Source organism: Saccharospirillum salsuginis (assembly GCF_014651855.1).
Classification (GTDB): Bacteria; Pseudomonadota; Gammaproteobacteria; order Pseudomonadales; family Natronospirillaceae; genus Saccharospirillum; species Saccharospirillum salsuginis.
Genome location: NZ_BMXR01000008.1, coordinates 222,143 through 240,197 on the forward strand (window position 1 = coordinate 222,143; position 18,055 = coordinate 240,197).

17 protein-coding genes are annotated in these 18,055 nt (G+C 60.3%); 12 read left to right on the top strand and 5 right to left on the bottom strand.

The window, feature by feature from the left end; genetic code table 11:
* Window positions 1-33: 33 nt before the first annotated feature.
* The gene (locus tag IE111_RS24545) at window positions 34-483 is read right to left on the bottom strand and encodes a MarR family winged helix-turn-helix transcriptional regulator (protein WP_189610779.1); all 450 of its coding nucleotides are present in this window, start codon (window positions 481-483) and stop codon (window positions 34-36) included.
* Between the two features lie 136 nt (window positions 484-619).
* On the opposite strand from IE111_RS24545, the gene IE111_RS16610 reads away from it, so the two are divergent.
* Window positions 620-1,081, top strand: coding sequence for a DUF1499 domain-containing protein (locus IE111_RS16610; RefSeq protein ID WP_189610781.1), 462 nt, complete (start codon window positions 620-622; stop codon window positions 1,079-1,081).
* A 20-nt stretch (window positions 1,082-1,101) separates the two neighbouring features.
* Window positions 1,102-2,520: a dihydrolipoyl dehydrogenase family protein gene (locus tag IE111_RS16615; protein WP_189610783.1), complete on the top strand. Its 1,419-nt coding sequence runs from the start codon at window positions 1,102-1,104 to the stop codon at window positions 2,518-2,520.
* A gap of 301 nt (window positions 2,521-2,821) precedes the next feature.
* Here the strand turns inward: IE111_RS16615 and IE111_RS16620 are convergent, their stop codons facing one another.
* Window positions 2,822-3,790, bottom strand: coding sequence for a LysR substrate-binding domain-containing protein (locus tag IE111_RS16620; RefSeq protein WP_189610785.1), 969 nt, complete (start codon window positions 3,788-3,790; stop codon window positions 2,822-2,824).
* A gap of 207 nt (window positions 3,791-3,997) precedes the next feature.
* Here IE111_RS16620 and IE111_RS16625 point away from each other — a divergent pair, with 207 nt between their 5' ends.
* Window positions 3,998-4,888 carry a DMT family transporter gene (locus IE111_RS16625; RefSeq protein ID WP_189610787.1) on the top strand — a complete coding sequence of 297 codons (891 nt, stop codon included), beginning with the start codon at window positions 3,998-4,000 and terminating at the stop codon, window positions 4,886-4,888.
* Between the two features lie 185 nt (window positions 4,889-5,073).
* Here IE111_RS16625 and argF read toward each other — a convergent pair whose 3' ends face one another.
* Window positions 5,074-5,982, bottom strand: a complete 909-nt coding sequence (gene argF, locus IE111_RS16630; RefSeq protein WP_189610788.1) for an ornithine carbamoyltransferase — start codon at window positions 5,980-5,982, stop codon at window positions 5,074-5,076.
* Window positions 5,983-6,317: 335 nt separating this feature from the next.
* Between argF and IE111_RS16635 the strand changes: the two genes are divergently transcribed.
* The 7 genes from IE111_RS16635 (at window position 6,318) to IE111_RS16665 (ending at window position 14,384) form a co-directional block, all read left to right on the top strand.
* Window positions 6,318-9,941, top strand: coding sequence for a hydantoinase B/oxoprolinase family protein (locus IE111_RS16635; RefSeq protein ID WP_189610790.1), 3,624 nt, complete (start codon window positions 6,318-6,320; stop codon window positions 9,939-9,941).
* Between the two features lie 312 nt (window positions 9,942-10,253).
* Window positions 10,254-10,589 (top strand): Grx4 family monothiol glutaredoxin, encoded by a 336-nt coding sequence (gene grxD / locus IE111_RS16640; protein WP_189610792.1) that lies wholly within the window; start codon window positions 10,254-10,256, stop codon window positions 10,587-10,589.
* 58 nt (window positions 10,590-10,647) lie between these two features.
* Window positions 10,648-11,412 carry a HesA/MoeB/ThiF family protein gene (locus IE111_RS16645; protein ID WP_229805402.1) on the top strand — a complete coding sequence of 255 codons (765 nt, stop codon included), beginning with the start codon at window positions 10,648-10,650 and terminating at the stop codon, window positions 11,410-11,412.
* A gap of 390 nt (window positions 11,413-11,802) precedes the next feature.
* Window positions 11,803-12,378 carry a YqgE/AlgH family protein gene (locus IE111_RS16650; RefSeq protein WP_229805406.1) on the top strand — a complete coding sequence of 192 codons (576 nt, stop codon included), beginning with the start codon at window positions 11,803-11,805 and terminating at the stop codon, window positions 12,376-12,378.
* A 142-nt stretch (window positions 12,379-12,520) separates the two neighbouring features.
* Entirely contained in the window at window positions 12,521-13,225 is a 705-nt protein-coding gene (locus tag IE111_RS16655; protein WP_189610796.1) for an AzlC family ABC transporter permease, read from the top strand.
* Window positions 13,222-13,536: an AzlD family protein gene (locus tag IE111_RS16660; protein ID WP_189610798.1), complete on the top strand. Its 315-nt coding sequence runs from the start codon at window positions 13,222-13,224 to the stop codon at window positions 13,534-13,536. Before IE111_RS16655 ends, IE111_RS16660 begins: the two co-directional genes overlap by 4 nt.
* 71 nt (window positions 13,537-13,607) lie before the next feature.
* Window positions 13,608-14,384 (top strand): substrate-binding periplasmic protein, encoded by a 777-nt coding sequence (locus tag IE111_RS16665; RefSeq protein WP_189610800.1) that lies wholly within the window; start codon window positions 13,608-13,610, stop codon window positions 14,382-14,384.
* Between the two features lie 45 nt (window positions 14,385-14,429).
* Here IE111_RS16665 and IE111_RS16670 read toward each other — a convergent pair whose 3' ends face one another.
* A complete protein-coding gene (locus IE111_RS16670) occupies window positions 14,430-14,861 on the bottom strand; it encodes a MarR family winged helix-turn-helix transcriptional regulator (protein ID WP_189610802.1) in 432 nt (143 codons plus the stop codon).
* An 87-nt stretch (window positions 14,862-14,948) separates the two neighbouring features.
* On the opposite strand from IE111_RS16670, the gene IE111_RS16675 reads away from it, so the two are divergent.
* Window positions 14,949-15,317 (top strand): VOC family protein, encoded by a 369-nt coding sequence (locus IE111_RS16675; protein ID WP_189610805.1) that lies wholly within the window; start codon window positions 14,949-14,951, stop codon window positions 15,315-15,317.
* A gap of 4 nt (window positions 15,318-15,321) precedes the next feature.
* Entirely contained in the window at window positions 15,322-15,765 is a 444-nt protein-coding gene (locus tag IE111_RS16680) for an EVE domain-containing protein (protein ID WP_189610807.1), read from the top strand.
* Here IE111_RS16680 and IE111_RS16685 read toward each other — a convergent pair whose 3' ends face one another.
* Complete coding sequence (locus IE111_RS16685; RefSeq protein WP_189610809.1) at window positions 15,766-17,769, bottom strand: methyl-accepting chemotaxis protein; 2,004 nt, start codon at window positions 17,767-17,769, stop codon at window positions 15,766-15,768.
* Between the last annotated feature and the right edge of the window lie 286 nt (window positions 17,770-18,055).

Genomic DNA, 18,055 nt, shown 5'->3' on the forward strand with positions numbered 1-18,055 from the left:
TCTTCTGCCCTACAACTCAATATTCGCCATGCATCAAGACTCCACCAACTGCCGATACAACAACTCCGACAACGCCTTCAATTCCAGCGCCTGCTCGGCGGTCATTTCCGTCTGGCACATCAGTCCCTCCGGTACATTCGCCGCTTCCTCCCGCCGCTGCCAGCCCGTTTCCGTCACCCGAATCAACCGCTGGCGTTTGTCCCCGTCCGATTTCACCAACTGAATCAATTCCTTCTGTTCCAGTCGTTTCAGGATCGGCGTCAGGGTGCCGGAGTCGAACCGGGTGGTTTCCACCAGCCGTTTGATCGGCACCTCATCTTCCTCCCACAACGCCAGCATCACCAGATACTGCGGATAGGTCAGGTCCAGCGGGTCGAGCAGGGGGCGGTAAGCACGGACCAGGGCGTTGGTGGCCGAATACAGCGAATGACAAATCTGATTCGTCAGCTTCAATTGGGGGTAGTCGGCGTGTTTGGCGGACAAGTCGAACTCCTGCGGATGTGATTAATGTAACTATTTTGCGCGCAAGGTATTGACCGGTCAAGGTGCTAGGGATAAAGTCTTGCGCACAAGATATATTTCAAAACCTTTTAGATAGACCCCATCAAGGAGACTGCAGATGAAAATCGTACTGATCATTTTGGCGTTGCTGATCGTGGTGAACGTCGTTCGCATCGTGGTACAGAACACCCGTGCGCCGGAACTCGGCCATGAAAACGGCATTCTCAAGCCGCTGAGCAAGAAACCCAATGCCGTGTCCACCCAGGCGGAAGACGTGGAAAAACGCGTTGCTCCCTGGCCGTTCAAGGACAGTCTGGAAGCCACGGTAAGCGCCATTGAATCGGCCGTTAGCCAGTATGGCGGCGCCGAGCTGAAGACGCGCGACGACAACTATCTCTACTACGTGTTCACCACGCCCACCATGCACTTTCACGACGACGTCGAGTTCTATCTGAACGAGGAAGACCGGACTGTGCAGTTTCGCAGCGCCAGCCGTGCCGGTTATTCCGATATGGGGCTGAATCGCAAGCGGTATGACGCGTTGAAGGAACTTTACGACCAGGTCGCTGTCGAACAGTGAGCGCTTTGCGAGGAGACAGCATGAAAACCTACGATCTGATCGTCATCGGTTCCGGGGCCGGCGGCTTGACCGCCGCCTTTACCGCGCTCGGTTTCGGCAAGAAGGTGTTGGTGGTCGAAAAGGACCGGCCCGGCGGTGAATGCACCTGGTCCGGCTGTGTGCCGAGCAAGGCACTGATCAACCGCGCCAAGGCGGTTCATACCGCGCGTCAGTTCGCCGACATCCAACCGGATACGGCGTCGATCCTGGCCGAGGTTCGCGAGGTGAGCGAGTCGGTCTACGAAGAAGAAACACCGGAGGTGATCGAGAAAGCCGGTGCGGATTACGTCAACGGCTATGCCCGGTTTACCGATGCCCACACCATCGATGTTGACGGCCAGGCCTTCCGGGGCAGGAAGTTTATGCTGGCTACAGGCAGTTCGCCCATGGTTCCGCCCATTCCGGGGCTGGATACGGTGGATTATCTGACCAATGAAAACGTCTTCCAGCAGGAGCGACTGCCGGGTTCGATCATCGTGCTGGGCGGTGGCGCCATTGGCATGGAACTGGCCCAGGCCATGAACCGGCTCGGGACCGAGGTCACGGTCGTTGAGATGATGCCGGAGATCCTCTCCCGCGAGGAGCCGGAGTTCGCGCAGCTGATACGCGAGAAACTGGCGGCGGAGGGTGTTCGTTTCGAGCTGGGCACCAAGGCCGTAGGGGTCGAACGGACCGATGCGGGCGTAGTGCTAAAAACCGACCGGGATGGCGAATCCGGCGCGTTGAACGCCGAGCGAATCCTGTTGGCGCTGGGCCGGTCGGCCAATGCCGGTGGCATGGGGCTCGAAGCCATTAATGTAAAGATTGAGAAAGGCCTTGTCGTCAATAAACATTTACAGACCACCCGGAAACACATCTACGCCTGCGGTGATGTGGCCGGTCCGTACCTGTTGAGCCACATGGCGAATTACCAGGGCAAGATCGCGGCGATGAATGCGATTCTGCCGATCAAGCGATCCGTGAACTATACTGATGTTGCTTGGTCCACATTCACCGATCCGGAGTTCGCACGGGCCGGTCTGACCGAGCAGGAGGCCCGCGATCAGCATGGTGACGCCATTCGCGTTTACCAGTACGACTTTGCCAAGCTGGATCGCGCCAAGACCAAGAGCGGGGATATGGGACGTATCAAGTTGATCACCCGCCGAAACGGTAAGGTCTTGGGAGCGCACATTATCGGTGAACGAGCCGGTGAATTGATTGCAGAGGTTCAGGTGATGAAGACGTTGAATCTGAATTTCGCGAAGTTGCAAGGGGTGATACACCCTTACCCAACCTATGCGGACAGTCTGCGCCAAATTTCTCAGCAGGTGTTGTTGGATAACATTTTTCAGCATCCATTGGTGAGGTTTGTACGTAATTTAACCAAGAGATCTGAGCCAGAGGCGTCGAAGGCCTAGGCGGAGCATGGAGCTCCGGCTTCACGCTGTTTTGGCTCAACGCCCGCGTTTCCTCCCCTTTTCGCGGGCTTTTTTTTGCCTGATGGTTGGGGAACCCGTACCCGCTGGCCGGTTAGGATATCCGGGGTCGCTGCAAGTACATCCATGTAAGCTCGGCGGCAGCCATCCATGGCTGCCGACGTCCCCGGATACCCTAACCGGCCAGCGGGCACTAGCTTGCCGTGCCACATTCAAGCATCCTCCCACTCACCATTTGCCTCCCCTTGAAAAACACCAGTACCCGGAACCCGGGCGCATTCGGCTAGTACAAACCGGGCTCTTCAGCCTCGGGGTTGAGTAAACCACTGCTTAAAGCCTGCTGGCGTATCCATTGTCGCAATATCCGAATCCCGGGCTCCTGCCGTCGACTGGTCTTGTAGGCGAAGTAGAAACAGTCGCCCGTGACCAGGGTGTGGCAGGGCAAGCGCACGAGGTCGGGGTCTTCGTGGACGGCGTACATGTAGTCGTTGGTCAGTGCCAGGCCCTGGTGGTGTCGTGCGGCTTCGAGGGCGAGCAGCATGTGGCTGAAGTTCTGGATGCGGGCGTTGGCCGGGAGGGGGATGTCCATGGCGTCGAACCAGCGGCGCCAGTCGTCGCGGTGTTCGCCGAAGATGTGGTAGGTGGAGAGTAACGGGCAGCGCAGCAGCAGTTTGGGGTCCAGTCGGTCGGGTTCGGGGGTGTCGATCAGGCCTTCCTGCATGAGTTCGGTGCTCAGTTGCTGCCAGTAATTGCGGCTACAGATGACGAACAGGCGTTCGCGGTAGATCAGGTCGCAGGTGAAGCCCCGTCGGTCGTTGTGCAGGGAGATGAAGCAATCCGCCACGCGGTCGGAGAGGTGGGGGGATTCGTTCATCATCTCGAGGGTCAAGTCCACTTCCGGATGTTGGCGTTGCAGGCTGGGGAGTCTGGGAATCAGCCAACGTACGGCGAACGAGCTGAACAGGGCCATGCGTACTTGTCGGTCGACTTTGCCTTGCACCTGTTCGCTGGCGCGTTCGATCTGGAATAGGGCCGAGCTGATGGAGTCCAGGTAGTGCCGTCCGTCTTCGGTGAGCGACAGGTACCGACCCTGGCGGGTGAACAGATCTTCGCCCAGGTAGGCCTCGAGTTGATGAATCTGGTGGCTGACCGCGCTCTGACTCACGTTCAGTTCATCCGCCGCTTTGGAGAAGCTGTTCAGTCGCGCGACGGCCTCGAAGAAGGGGAGGGCTTTGAGCGGTGGTAATTTCATCTTTATACCGTTATCTGTCGTCGAGGGTTAGCGGTGGTTCGTCTTGACTCGGAGTCTTGGCACAGCGAATGAAACGGTACCGCCAAGCCGGTTCTGATCATGGTATCTAAAAAACTAATACTAAAGTGAAAATATCATTTTTCCAAATAGTGGGGTGTCCCTAGACTGTCGGCATTAGGTTATTCATCTGGGAGAAAAGGAGGGGTTATGTCCGGCAAGACGGTTAACAGTGCCATCTTATTGTTGGTGATCGGCAATGCCTTGGCTTTGATCTCCGATGCCATTATTAAACTGCAGGGCGCTGATGTTCCTGTTTTCCAGTTCGTGTTCATCCGGACCCTCTGCACTCTGGTTTTGTTGCTGCCGCTGAGCGCGATGATCGACCGGGGAAATCTCTTCGCCGGTGGTCGGGTGCATCTGTTGCGGGCTCACATCAGTCTGGCGGGTATTTCTTGCATGGTCGTGGCTCTGAACACCTTGCCGCTGGCTACGGCCAACGCCCTGTTTTATGCCGCGCCCATTCTGGTGATGGTGATCGCGGTGCTCGTGTTCCGGGAAAACCTGACGCCGTTGAGCCTGTTGGCCGTGGTCAGCGGTTTCGCGGGCATTATTTTGATTTTGCGGCCGGTGGCTTTGAATTGGGCCAGCCTCAGCGCGATTGGGGTGGCTTTTTCTCTGGCAATCAACATCGTCCTGATCCGTAAGTTGCCGGGTCGGCAGTCCATGGTGCATACCCTGGTGCTGACCCATCTGTACATGCTGCCGGCCGCTTTTTTATTGACCCTGTGGGAAGGCAAGGCGTTTGAATGGTCCGTTGTCATTCACGCTTTCGGCTCCGCCTTCTTCATTCTCTGCTACAACGTGACTGTTCTGATGGCCTATCGCTGGGTTGCCGCGAACCAGGTAACCAGTGCCGAGTACACCGGCTTGTTGTGGGCGATTATTGGGGGCTGGGTGTTCTTCGGTGAGGTGCCGGATATGTGGTTCATCATCGGTTCGACGATGATTGTGGCGCCGTTGATCTTGATTGGGCTGGCCGAGCGTAAGCGGAAACGGGTGTTGCGGCAGGAACCGGCCAGCGTGGCTGTGGCCGAGTAGGTTGGATCGGTCCGACGGGTCGGTAGCCCGAAGGGCGTAATCCAACATCATCTCGGTGGCAATGAGTTGTCCTGTGGCAACGTCATATTTGTTGGATTACGCCACTAGGCTAATCCAACCTACCCAGACGACCTCACTGTAGCCGAGTAGGTTGGATTAGCCCGAAGGGCGTAATCCAACAAACCTCACTCACTGCACAGCAAAAACTCCAGCAACGCCTTCTGCGCATGCAGCCGGTTGCCGGCCTGTTCAAACACGAACGACCGTGGGTCGTCCAGCATGTCTTCGCTGACTTCCTCGCCCCGGTGGGCGGGCAGGCAGTGCAGGAAGATGGCGTCTTTATCCGCCTTGTCCATCAATGCCGGGGAGACCTGGAAGTTTTCGAAGGCTTTCAGGCGAGCCTGAGCTTCCTCTTCCTGGCCCATGCTGGCCCAGACGTCGGTGGTGACCAGGTGGGCGTTTTCCACAGCTTCTTTCGGGTCGCGTACGATGCGCACCCGGTCGCCGGCCTGGTCGAGCAGAGCCTGCATCGGTTCGAAGCCTTCCGGGCAGGCGATGTTCAGGGTGAAGTCGTACAGGCGCGCCGCGTTGATGTAGCTGTTGCACATGTTGTTGCCGTCGCCGATCCAGGCCACGGTTTTACCCTGAATCGATCCCCGCGCCTCATGGTAGGCCTGCATATCGGCCAGCAATTGGCAGGGGTGGTAGTCGTCGGTCAGGGCGTTGATCACCGGAACCGAGGAATACTGCGCGAAGGTGGCGGCCTTCTGGTGTTCGAAGGTGCGGATCATCACCGCGTCGACCATCTGCGACAGGACGCGGGCGCTGTCCTCGATCGGCTCGCCCCGGCCCAGTTGGGTATCGCGCGGGGACAGGAAGATGGCGCCGCCGCCGAGTTGGATCATGCCGGCTTCGAAGGAGACTCGGGTTCGGGTCGATGACTTCTCGAAGATCATGCCCAGTACGCGGCTCTTCAGCGGCTCGTATACTCGACCGTCTTTGTGCATTTGCTTCAGGTCGATGGAACGCTGGATCAGGTGCCGCAGCTCGTCCTGGCTGAGGTCGTTCAGGGTAAGAAAGTGCCTGACAGTCATCGCGTTGAACTCCCGTGACATTAAGGTTTCGGCCGGGAAGGGCCGGAGTCTTCCGCTTCGAAGTGAGCGGGAAAACCGGCCATATTACTCAAGCCGGGGAGGCGGAGCAATTCGGGTTGGCTGCAATTTATGCAGCGCAGTTTTGCTTGTGCAGACCCGGCCGCTTGCACGAGGGAGTAGGGTAGGGCAGAAGAGCGACAGCGTTATCTGCCGGGAGGGCGAAGCCCTCTGGTAAGCCAAGGCACAAAACAAGACGAGCTTCGCTCGCCACGGCAGATAACGCCTACGGCTCTTCTGCCCTACACTGCTGTCAGATTTCCAACCAGGGAGTGAATATGACCTCCAACCAATGGCGTTTCTGGATCGATCGCGGCGGCACTTTTACCGATGTGGTGGCGATCACGCCCGAAGGGCAGTGGCGGGCGACAAAGTTGTTGTCCGAAAGCCCGGGTCAGTTCGATGACGCCGCCGTGGAGGGCATCCGGCGGTTTTTGGACGTCTCCGATGGTGAGGCGGTACCGATCGATCGGATCGCGGAGATCAAGATGGGTACGACCGTCGCCACCAACGCCTTGCTGGAACGCAAGGGTGCCAAAACCCTGTTGGTGGTGACTCGGGGGTTGGCCGATGCCTTGTCGATCGGCCATCAGGCGCGGCCGGAGATCTTCGCCCTGAATATTCAATTGCCGGATCCGCTGTACAGCCGGGTGCTGGAAGTCGATGAGCGTCTGGATGCCCGGGGCGAGGTGGTGTCCGAGGTGGATCTGGAGGCACTGAAACCGGCGCTGGAGCAAGCCCGCGACGACGGTTTCGAAGCGCTCGCCATCGCTTGCCTTCACAGCTACAGGAACCCCAAGCACGAGACCGCGATCGCCCGACTGGCTGGCCAGATCGGTTTTTCCCAGATCACGCTCAGTTCCGACGCCAGCCCTTTGATCAAGTGGGTCGAACGCGGCCAGACGGCCGTGGTGGACACCTACCTCAGCCCGGTGCTCGAACGCTATGTCGACCAGGTGGGGCAGGGTTTGGTTAATGAGGCCGACGCGCGTAAGGCTTTGGGTCACAAACTGCTGTTCATGCAGAGTCACGGCGGTCTGACGGCGGCCGACCGGTTCCGGGGCAAGGACGCGATCCTGTCCGGGCCGGCCGGTGGCGTGGTCGGCATGAGCAAAACCGGCGAAGCCGCCGGCTTCGACCGGCTGATCGGTTTCGACATGGGTGGCACCTCGACCGACGTTTCGCATTTTGCCGGTGAGTTCGAGCGCAGCGAGAAAACGCAGGTGGCCGGCCAATGGCTGAGAACACCCTTGATGTCGGTACACACGGTCGCGGCCGGTGGTGGATCGATACTCGGTTTCGACGGGTTTCGCCTGACCGTGGGGCCGGATTCGGCCGGTGCCCATCCCGGCCCCGTGGCCTACGGCAAGGGTGGTCCGTTGGCGGTTACCGACTGCAATGTGCTGCTCGGCAAGGTCCGGCCCGAGTATTTTCCGCGCTTGTTCGGCGACAGCGGCGAGGAATCGCTGGCTGTGGATGCTGTGCGGGAGGCGTTCGAAACCCGTTGTCGGGAGGTCAATTCCGCGACCGGCCAGCGTTACAGCCCGGAATCGCTGGCCGAGGGTTACCTCGATATCGCCGTGGCGAACATGGTGAAGGCGATCCGCAAAATCTCGGTGGAGCGCGGTTACGACATCGAACGCTATGCCCTGAACTGTTTTGGTGGCGCCGGCGCCCAACACGCCTGTCTGGTCGCCGACGCCCTGGGCATGGATTCGATTCTGATCAACCCCTACGCCGGTGTCCTCTCGGCTCTGGGCATGGGACTGGCCGACCGGCGCCTGGTGCAGCCATTGGCTGTGGGGCGATCCTTCGACGAGGACGGCATGTGCGCCGCCCGCGATGCGCTGGACGAACTCGACCGACAACTGGAAAAAGAAGCTTCGATTCAGCATCTGGAACCCGCGCAAGCCACGGTGGAGCATCGGGCGGCGCTGCGACTGGCGGGGTCGGACTTCACCATTAACGTGCATTGGAACGAACCCGAGCGCATGCTGGCCGACTTCTGGCAGGCCCAGGAGCAGGCCTACGGCTTCCGGGACCGCCATCAGTCGGTCTGGATCGAGCAGGTCAGCGCCGAATGGGTCTGGCCCGGGGATATCCTGGAAGAACGCTGGCAGGCACCGGAGCACTCGGCGTCTGAAACGGAGGTGACGCTCTACACCCAGGGTAAATGGCGCACGGTCCCGGTGTATCGGCGCGAAGCCCTGGCGATCGACGAGATCCGGCCCGGTCCGGCGCTGATTCTGGAGTCGAACAGCACCATTATTGTCGAGCCGGACTGGCAATTCCGGGTGTTGGCCAGCGGGGATTTGCACCTGACCCGGGCCGTCGCCCGGTCGACCGCAAAAGCGGAGGCCGACCACAGTGATGTCTCGCCGGTGGCCCTGGAGTTGTTCAACAACCGGTTCATGGCCATCGCCGAGCAGATGGGGGTGGTGCTGGAGCGCACCAGTGCCTCGGTCAACATCAAGGAGCGTCTGGATTTCTCCTGTGCGCTGTTTACCGGCACAGGCGACCTGATCGCCAACGCGCCACACATCCCGGTACACCTGGGGTCGATGAGCGACAGTGTCCGCTCGGTTTTGCGTCAGTACGGTGATCAACTGGCCGATGGCGATGCCTATATCCTGAATTCGCCCTACGACGGTGGCACCCACTTGCCGGACATCACCGTCATCCGCCCGGTCTTCATCAGCGGTCACCGGCCGGATTTCTTCGTTGCGGCGCGCGGCCATCACGCCGACGTGGGCGGCATCACACCCGGTTCCATGCCCGCCTTCAGCCACCATATCGACGAAGAGGGCGTGCTTATCCCGGCCCGGCCGTTGGTCCGTGGCGGCCAATTTCTCGAATCCGACGTGCGTCACTGGTTCGGGGGTGGTCGCTATCCCGCGCGCAACATCGACCAGAACCTCGCCGACCTCAAAGCTCAGCTCGCCGCCTGCGAGCGCGGCGTAAGGGAATTGCGGCTCCTGGCCGAAGAGCAGGGCGAAGCGCGGGTCGAATCCTACGCCGGGCATGTCCTGGATTTCGCGGAACAGTGTGTCTCCCGGCTGCTCACCGGCCTCGACAGCGGCCATTGGGTCAGCGAGATGGACGACGGCACGCGCATCGAAGTCCGCGTCACCGTCAACCAGGAGCGTGGCCGCGCCGTTGTCGACTTCGACGGTACCTCCGCCATGCATGACAGCAACTTCAATGCCCCGTCCAGTGTCGCCCGTGCCGCCGTTCTCTACACCCTGAGGTGTTTGATCAACGAGCCCATTCCGCTCAACGAAGGCTTCTTGCGCGGGCTCGACATTCGCATTCCGAAAAACAGCCTGATCTCGCCCAGACATCCCGCCGCTGTCGTCGCCGGCAATGTCGAAACGTCTCAGTACCTGGTCGATACCCTGTTGCTCGCCCTCGGCAAACTGGCCGGCAGCCAGGGCACCAACAACAACCTGACGTTCGGCAACGAACGCTACCAGTATTACGAAACCATCTGTGGCGGCAGCGGTGCCGGCGCCGACTTCAACGGCGCCAGCGGCGTTCAGGTCCACATGACCAACTCACGCCTCACCGACCCCGAAGTGCTCGAACTGCGCTTCCCGATCCGGGTCGAGCACTTCGGCTACCGGCGAGGCTCGGGCGGTACCGGTCACCACAGGGGCGGGGACGGAGTCATCCGCCGGCTCCGGTTTCTGGAACCCATGACCGTCTCCATGCTCTCCGGTCATCGGAAGGACCCCGTCTCCGGCCTGAACGGCGGGAACGACGGCGCCTGCGGTATCAACCGGGCCCTCCGGCAAGACCGGGATGCCGAAGAGGTGCCTGGATGCGTCCAGCTCGAGCTTGAGGCCGGCGATGCGTTCGAGGTGCATACGCCCGGCGGCGGCGGGTATGGCAAGCCGGATTGAAATGGCTCGGCCCAACCCCATTTACAGAGTCACAATTCGGGACCTGTAGGGCTGATCCGACCTGTTCATGAATCCGCTGCGTAGGGTGGGCACCGCCCACCAATAATGTGGCACCGGGCACTGAATATTCTGGTTCAATCGCCTCATACGGGGGTGGCCAACCTTAAATGGTGGGCAGTGCCCACCCTACAGGGCTTATCAGTCAGGCACGGGCCACGGTAAACCAGCCCATCACCCGAAAGAGACACTGAATCGAGGCGCCAATTGACGTACAATTGGGCCAAATTTCTCATCGACTGGATGACACAACCTATGACCGACACGCTGACCAACATCAAAGACCAGATCGAAAAGAACCCGATCCTGCTGTACATGAAAGGCAACCCCAATCAACCGATGTGCGGCTTCTCCGCCCAGGCTGTGCAAGCGGTCATGAGCTGCGGCCATCGCTTCGCCTTCGTCGATGTCCTCTCCAACCCGGACATCCGCGCCGAACTGCCCAAATACGCCAACTGGCCGACCTTCCCGCAACTCTGGGTAAAAGGCGAACTGATCGGCGGCTGCGACATCATCAACGAGATGCACCAGAGCGGTGAACTCAAGTCCCTGATCGACGAAGCGTCCGACGACGAAGAAGAACAAAGCTGATTCCGGCTTCCGCTCTCCCTCTGGAGGGAGAGCGGCCCCATCCGAACAACGATCGCCTATGCCCACCTATCCGGACCTGACCGACGACCAACTGCTGCGCTACAGCCGTCATATCCTCCTGCCCCAGCTCGACGTGGCCGGCCAACAACGCATCCTGAACAGCACAATCCTCGTTCTCGGCGCCGGCGGTCTGGGCAGCCCGATTCTGATGTACCTCGCCGCCGCCGGTGTCGGCGAGATTCGCCTCGCCGACGGCGACCAGGTCGACGAAACCAACCTGCAACGCCAGATCGTCCACCGCCTCTCCAGCGTCGGCAATCCCAAAACCCGAAGCGCCAAAGCCACCCTGGCCGATCTCAACCCGGACTGCCGGGTTGTCGAAATCGACTCGGACCTCGATGAGGCCGGCATCCGCGAGTGGGCCCGGGGTTGCGACGCCGTCATCATCGGCACCGACAATTTCGCCAGCCGCTACGCCGCCAACCGCGTCTGCCTCGACCTGCGCATCCCTCTCATCTCCGGCGCCGCCATCGGCCTGGCCGGCCAGGTGAGCGTCTTCGACTTCCGCCGCGACGACAGCCCCTGTTTCGCCTGCTTGTACCCCGACGGACGCGACGAGCAGCTCAGTTGCGCCACGGCCGGCGTATTGGGCCCCGTGGTCGGCATGATCGGGACCGTGCAGGCCACCGAGACATTGAAGGTTCTGGCCGGGTTCGGCGAGCCGCTGGTGGGTAAATTGCTGACTCTGGATGCATTCGATTTGAACTGGCAACGGTTTACGTTCAAGCGCGATGAGCGCTGCACCGTGTGTGGAATCAAGTAGGGCAGAAGAGCCCCAGGCGATATCTGCCATGGCGGACGCAGCACGCCATGAATTACCGTAACGCCAGAACAACGAGGGCTTCGCCCTCCGGCAGATATCGCCTGAGGCTCTTCTGCCCTACTGGTTTCGTTAAAACGTAGTGGCACAGCAGGTCAGCGACCGGTGCCGGGGTATCCTCCAGCGGACGTCGGCAGCCATGGATGGCTGCCGCCGAGCCTACATGGAAGTACTTGCGGCGGTCCGCAGGAGGATACCCCGGCACCGGTCGCGGGTTGTTCGCCAATATTCAACTTGACCTGCAACCAACCCGGTGGCGTACTATTCTTATTGGTATCCTGATTGGCAACGCCCAGACAGGCCGAGCCCCCTGCAGACAGGAGACACACCGTGATGGAATCCCTCTCGCATAACGACTCGACCCTGAGCCACCAGTTCATCGTCGCCATGCCCGACCTGCACGATCCCTGGTTCAGCGGAACGGTTTCCTACCTGTTTCAACATGATGAAGACGGCTGTATGGGGCTGGTCATCAATCGACTCACCTCCATGACCCTGGGCGAAGTCTTCGACTCGCTCGACATCCCCTGCGACGACGAAGAACTGCGCGACCGGAACGTCTACTCCGGCGGTCCGGTCATGCCCGAACACGGCTTCATCATCCATCGCAGTGCCGAAGGTCCCTGGAGCAGCACCGTCAACAACGGTCACATCAGCATCACCACCAGCCCGGACATACTCGAGGCCATCGCCAAGGGTCGGGGCCCCGAGGACTTCCTTGTCTGTCTGGGTTGTTCCGGCTGGTCTCCGGGCCAGTTGGAAGGCGAGCTCAAAGGCAACGCTTGGCTCACCGTCCCCGGGGATCTGGCATTGATCTTCGAGGAGGGCATCGAAACCCGCTACGACGCGGCCCTGAAGCGTCTGGGCATCGACAAGATGTTCCTCAGCGACAGCGGCGGCCAGGCCTGACCGTCATCGCACGGCCCGCGCCGTTCGCGCGCGGGCGTTCACCCTCGACAACACGGCGATCCAGATTGTTCGGCCCTCCGCCCTTGGTTCCCTCCCGCCGCTCTGGTTAAATCCACTATTCCTTCATTATTCGGAACGCTGTATGAGCCAGTATGTAGCCCCCTCCCTGTCCGTGCGCGGAACCTGGGAAGGCTTTTGGCGGTTGTTGCCCCTGTGCTTTTTCGTCACCGCCTTTGGCCTGGCCTACGGTCTGGCCGCGGTCCAGACCGGGTTGAGCCAGGTCGAAACCGTGGCGATGAGCATGCTGGTGTTCGCCGGCACGGCCCAGTTCGCCGCGCTGGATCTGTGGGGCATGCAGGTGCCGATTCTCCCGCTTCTGGTCACTACTTTCGCCATCAACGCCCGCCACTTGTTGATGGGCGCGAGCCTCTACCCCTGGTTGCGGCAATTACCGGTGTACCGTCGTTACGGGGTCCTGCTGGTGATGTCGGATGCGAACTGGGCGATGACGCTGAACGAGTTGCACAGTGGCCGTAACAACCTGGGCCTGCTGCTCGGCGGCGGTATCGCGCTCTGGTTCACCTGGTTGTGCGGCACCGTCCTGGGGATGTATTTCGGCAGCGCCATCGCCCGGCCGGAAGTGTTCGGTCTCGACATGGTGCTCGGCTGTTTCATGCTGTCGATGGCGTTGGGTGGTCGCAAGAATGCCCGGATGCTGACCGCCTGGGTCATCGCCGGCCTGTCCGCGCTGGCGGCTTACTGGTGGTTGCCACCGAATACGCACGTTGTGGTCGGCGCCATCTGCGGCGGCCTGGTGGGGGTTTTCTGGCTGGAGCGTCCGCGATGAGTCTGAGTGTCGAAGGTTACGGTGGCTTGATCCTGATTGGCCTGATGGCGATCGTCACCCTGATTACCCGCTTCGGCGGGGTCCTGGTGATGTCGTTCATTCCCATCAGCCCGCGTGTCGAAAGTTTCATCAACGCCATGTCCGGCTCGGTGCTGATCGCCATTCTGGTGCCGATCGCCGTGGAGGGCGATACCGGTGCCCGATTGGCGCTGGTGGCCACGGCCGTGGTCATGCTGGTTGTAAAGCGACCGATGCCGGCCATCGCCGCGGGCATTGCGACCGCGGCCGGGTGGCGATTTTTATTCGGCTGAACAGTCGCGGTTCGTCTGTGGATTGCCTAAACTTAGACAGATTATCTAAGTTTCGGGTTGTCCCCCCTCTTATGCGCGTCCTGACCTCCTGGTTGAACCGGCTGCTTGTCGCCGGATTGTGTCTGCTGTCGTTGCCGGCCTTTACCGAACCTTTGGTCGTGGTCGGCACGCCCGAACCGCCTTTCAAGATGATGCGGGACGGCCAGGTGACCGGCATCGATGTGCAGATCATACGCGAGGTACTGGCGAGACTGGGTATCGAAGCCGAGTTCCGTTTGTCCGATTCCGGTTCGCGGATGATGCGCGAAGTCAGGCTGGGCCATGTCGATGTGGTCATGAGTCTGTCCTTTAAACCGGACCGCACCGAGTTTCTGTCCTACCCCGAGCATTCCTATAAGGATGTGAGCTGGCATTTTTTCATCCGGCATGGCGATCTGGGGCGCATTCAATATGAGTCCCTGGCCGACCTGACACGCTGGCGCGTCGGAGCGGTTCAGTCCTGGTCCTATACGCCGGAGTTCTGGGACGCCCCCTTGAATCGCAAGGTCGTGACCGACCATCAATTATTGATCGACATGCTGTTGACCGGCCGCATCGATGTGGCGCCGATGAATACGGTTGAAGCCTTCCAACTCATACAGCAACGCAATCTGGGCCAGCAACTGGTCTATCTGAATAATCCACTGATATCCCGGCCTTACTTCAATGTGTTCGTCAATCAATCGAACCATCCGAATCTGCCCCGTCTGCGGGCGGAATACGACCGTGTCATCGCGGAGCTGGAGGCCTCGGGGTTTATCGACGACCTCTATCGGCAGTACCTGGGGCGTGACAGTCAGTTCCAGTAGGCTGATCTGTTCCGGAAATTCTGAATCGATCTATCTTTTATCGGGTCATACCGACCTGTGATGGCCCAGATTGCTCTGGCATCGTTTCAAATCGGTTGCCAGACGATCCCGTTCCTGCTCGGAAAGACCTTCGACCATGGCCTCTTCTATGGCGTCCACCAGACGGTGAGCCTGATCGAGCACCGCTCGGCCCGATGCCGTCAACCGGGTTTGAATGATGCGGCCGTGTTCGGGGTGAGGGCATCGTTCGATCCAATCCTCCCGTTCCAGACCCTTGACCAGTTGTTGCATGGTCTGGGGTGTGACAAAGCAGGCGCGGGCCATCTCGGCGTTGGATAACCGGTCTGACCGTTCCAGTGCGCTCAGCGCGGCGTATTGCGATGTGGAGAGGTTGAGGTGGCGTAATTCGTCGTCCATACGATGACGGATGGCCTGTTGAACGCCTTTTATAAGGTAACCGATGCGATGTTCGTGCAAGACAAAGACTCCCGGGGGTTGAAGTATATAAGGAACCTGATACTGTATCAGCTTCCTTATATTGACATGGAAAGGAGGTTACAACAAATGGCACAGGTTACCGGTCCACAATTCATCGCCTTGCAGGTCGAGGATCTGCAGGCGGCCAAACGGTTTTACACGGAGCAATTGGGTCTGGTTCCGACCGACGAAGGCCCGGAGCATGCCGTCGTGTTTCAGACCCATCCCATTCCCTTCGCCATTCGTACGCCCAATGTCGATCTGGCCGGCAGCACCCGGTTGGGGTGGGGCGTCGCGCTATGGCTGGGGTGTGAGCGGGCGGATACTCTGCACAACCGTCTGCGGGACTATGGTGTGGACATTGTTGAACCCCCCTACGACGGCCCGTTTGGAAGGACATTCAGCTTCGTCGATCCTTTCGGCTATCGCTTGACGCTGCATGGGACCCCCGGGTGATCCTATGGCCACACGTTACTGGATCGTGGTCGCCTCGCGCGACCATGCCAAGACAGGGGAGAGCGGAGGATTCGTTCAGGCGTGCCACGGAAAGAAAGGCCCGGTCGGTCGGATGCGGGCGGGAGACTGGGTGGTGATGTACTCACCCAAAGTGCACTTTAACGGCAGAGACGCTTGCCAGGCGTTCACCGCGATTGGCCAGGCCATGGATGATCGAGTCTATCCGTACGACATGGGTAACGGGTTCGTACCCTACCGGCGCAATGTCGATTTCAAACCCTGCCGGGACCTGCCGATCCGGCCGTTGATCGATGATCTCGGGTTTATACGCAACAAGCGGCACTGGGGCGCCGCTTTCCGCTATGGCCTGCTGGAGATCCCGGAGGCCGATTTTCGGCTGATCGCCGACCGGATGCTGGATCGGGCGGCGGATCAATCGTCCGGTTGATTAAACCAGACGGAACTGACCGACCAGTTGCCGCTGATCGGTCGCCAGACCGGTCAGCTGCTCGCTGTTCTCGGCGGCCTCGCGGGCGATGTTGGCGAGGTCCTCGGCCATATCGGAGATGCGCACCACATTCTGCGTGACTTCCCGGGCCACCGCGCTCTGTTCTTCCGAAGCCGTGGCGATGGAGTGACTCATGTCGTTGATCTCGCCCAGGCTGCCCACCATGGTCTTGAGGGACTCGCCGGTGCGCTGGGACTGTTCGGCGGAGGATTCAGCCAGCGAGCGGTTGCTGGCCATGATGTCCACGGCATTGGACGCCTTTTCGCGCAGCCGCTGAATCATCTCGCGAATGTCGTTGGCCGATTGCTGGGAACGGTTCGCCAGGCTGCGCACTTCGTCGGCGACCACGGCGAATCCACGGCCCTGTTCACCGGCCCGCGCCGCCTCGATGGCCGCGTTCAGAGCCAGCAGGTTGGTTTGCTCGGCAATGGCTTGAATCACATCCAGAACGGTGCCGATCTCCTGGCTCTCCTCGCTCAACGCTTCAATGACTCCGGTGGCCTTGTGCTGCGCATCGCGCAATTCGGTAGTGTACTGAATGTTGGTGTCCATGCTGGCCATGTTGTCCTGCGCTTCATGGGTCACCTGGGCCACTTCCGAACTGGTACGTTCGGCGTTGCCGGCGACCTCGTGAATGGCCGATTCCATCTCGGTGATGGCGGTCGCGACCGAGCCGGTCTGCTCTTGTTGCTGCTCGACGCGCTCCCGGGTCTGTCGACTGACGCCGGACGCCCGTTCGGCCAGTTCGGCGATGGTTTCGGACGACTGGCGGATCTGGCTGATCACATCGGTCAGACGATCGGCGAGGGCGTTGACGTTGGTGCCGATGCGGCCCATTTCATCGTGCGACACCTTCTGGATCCGCTCGGTCAGGTCGCCTTCGGCCAGGCGATTCAGCACCGCCAGCGTCTGGTTCATCGGCCGGCGGATCGAGTGCGCCACCGACCAACCGACCAGAACCGACAGAGCGATCGCCACGATGAGCAACCCCACCGTCACGCTCTGGGCCGTGGCCGCCGTACTTTCGGCGGATTCGCGGGCCGCCTGGGTCTTCGCCCGGGTAGCGGTGATGATGTCGTTCAGCGTGGCCATGCTCTGATCCATCCGGTTGTCCAGCTCCAGCAGCAGCGCCTCGCTGTCCTCGTTCAACCGGACATAGTGTTTGTGGCTCTGGAACAGGCCATCCTCGGCCACGATGGCCTGCCGGAACAGCTCGAAGAAAGGCGCCATATCGTCGACGTAGTCGGGATAGTTTTCCGCGATGGCGGCTTCCTTGTTTTTCAGTTCACCCCAGATCGCTTCCAATTGGGACTCGACTTCCGCCATGCGCTCGATGTTCGAGATCGCCAGCGCCCGCTGCAGATACGCCTGGGCCGCCTCGGCCTGATCGACGATGAAATCCACTTCCCACTGCAAACCACTGTCGCCCTGAGACTTGGCCTGACTGGCCACGGCATTGATGTCGCCCTCGAAAAAGATCCACTCATTGTCGAACGCCTGGGCTTGTGCCACCGCCTGCTGGCGGGTCGCGATGCGCTCGTTCTGCAATGCCAGATGCCGTTCCGAAGCGGCGAAGATCGATTGCGCCAGGGATTGCTGGCGGTTCAACAACTCCATCAGCTCCGGATAAGGCTCCAACCGTGCCTGCAGGGACTCCGCCAGAGCCCGGTAATCGTCTTTGGCCCGCTCATAGGTCCCGGCCAGAGTGGTGCGGCGATCCGGATCCTCGGCATTGGCATGCTGGGTCACGGCTCGGTTGGCATCCTGAACCCGACCGCGCAGCCGGTTGGTATCGTCCAGCAGACTACCGAGCTGCCCGGAGGCCAGTTCGAGCTGATCGGCGAGCTTTTGCTCGACGAACAGGGAGTAGAGGGTGATGGCGGTGAAAATGATCAACAAGGCGGCGAAGCCGGCGACGACGCGGGAGATCAGGGACAGTTTCATCGTGGACTACTCGCTGGCAGAAGTTGGGGCTTGGTGGTTCAGTGTAGAACATGGGAGGTTACAGAATTGTGCAGAAATTGTCCAATTGGTCAGGAAATGTCGCGGTACAATAATGGAGGTGGGTGTAGGGCAGAAGAGCCCGAAGGGCGTTATCTGCCGTGGGTAGGGCTGGGAGCCCCGGGTTCAGTCAGTACCGCCATATTTTCCCCCGGCAGATAACGCTGTCGCTCTTCTGCCCTACGGTACACCGGCTGCATTCAACTTGGTGGATTTGAGGGGGGGGGGG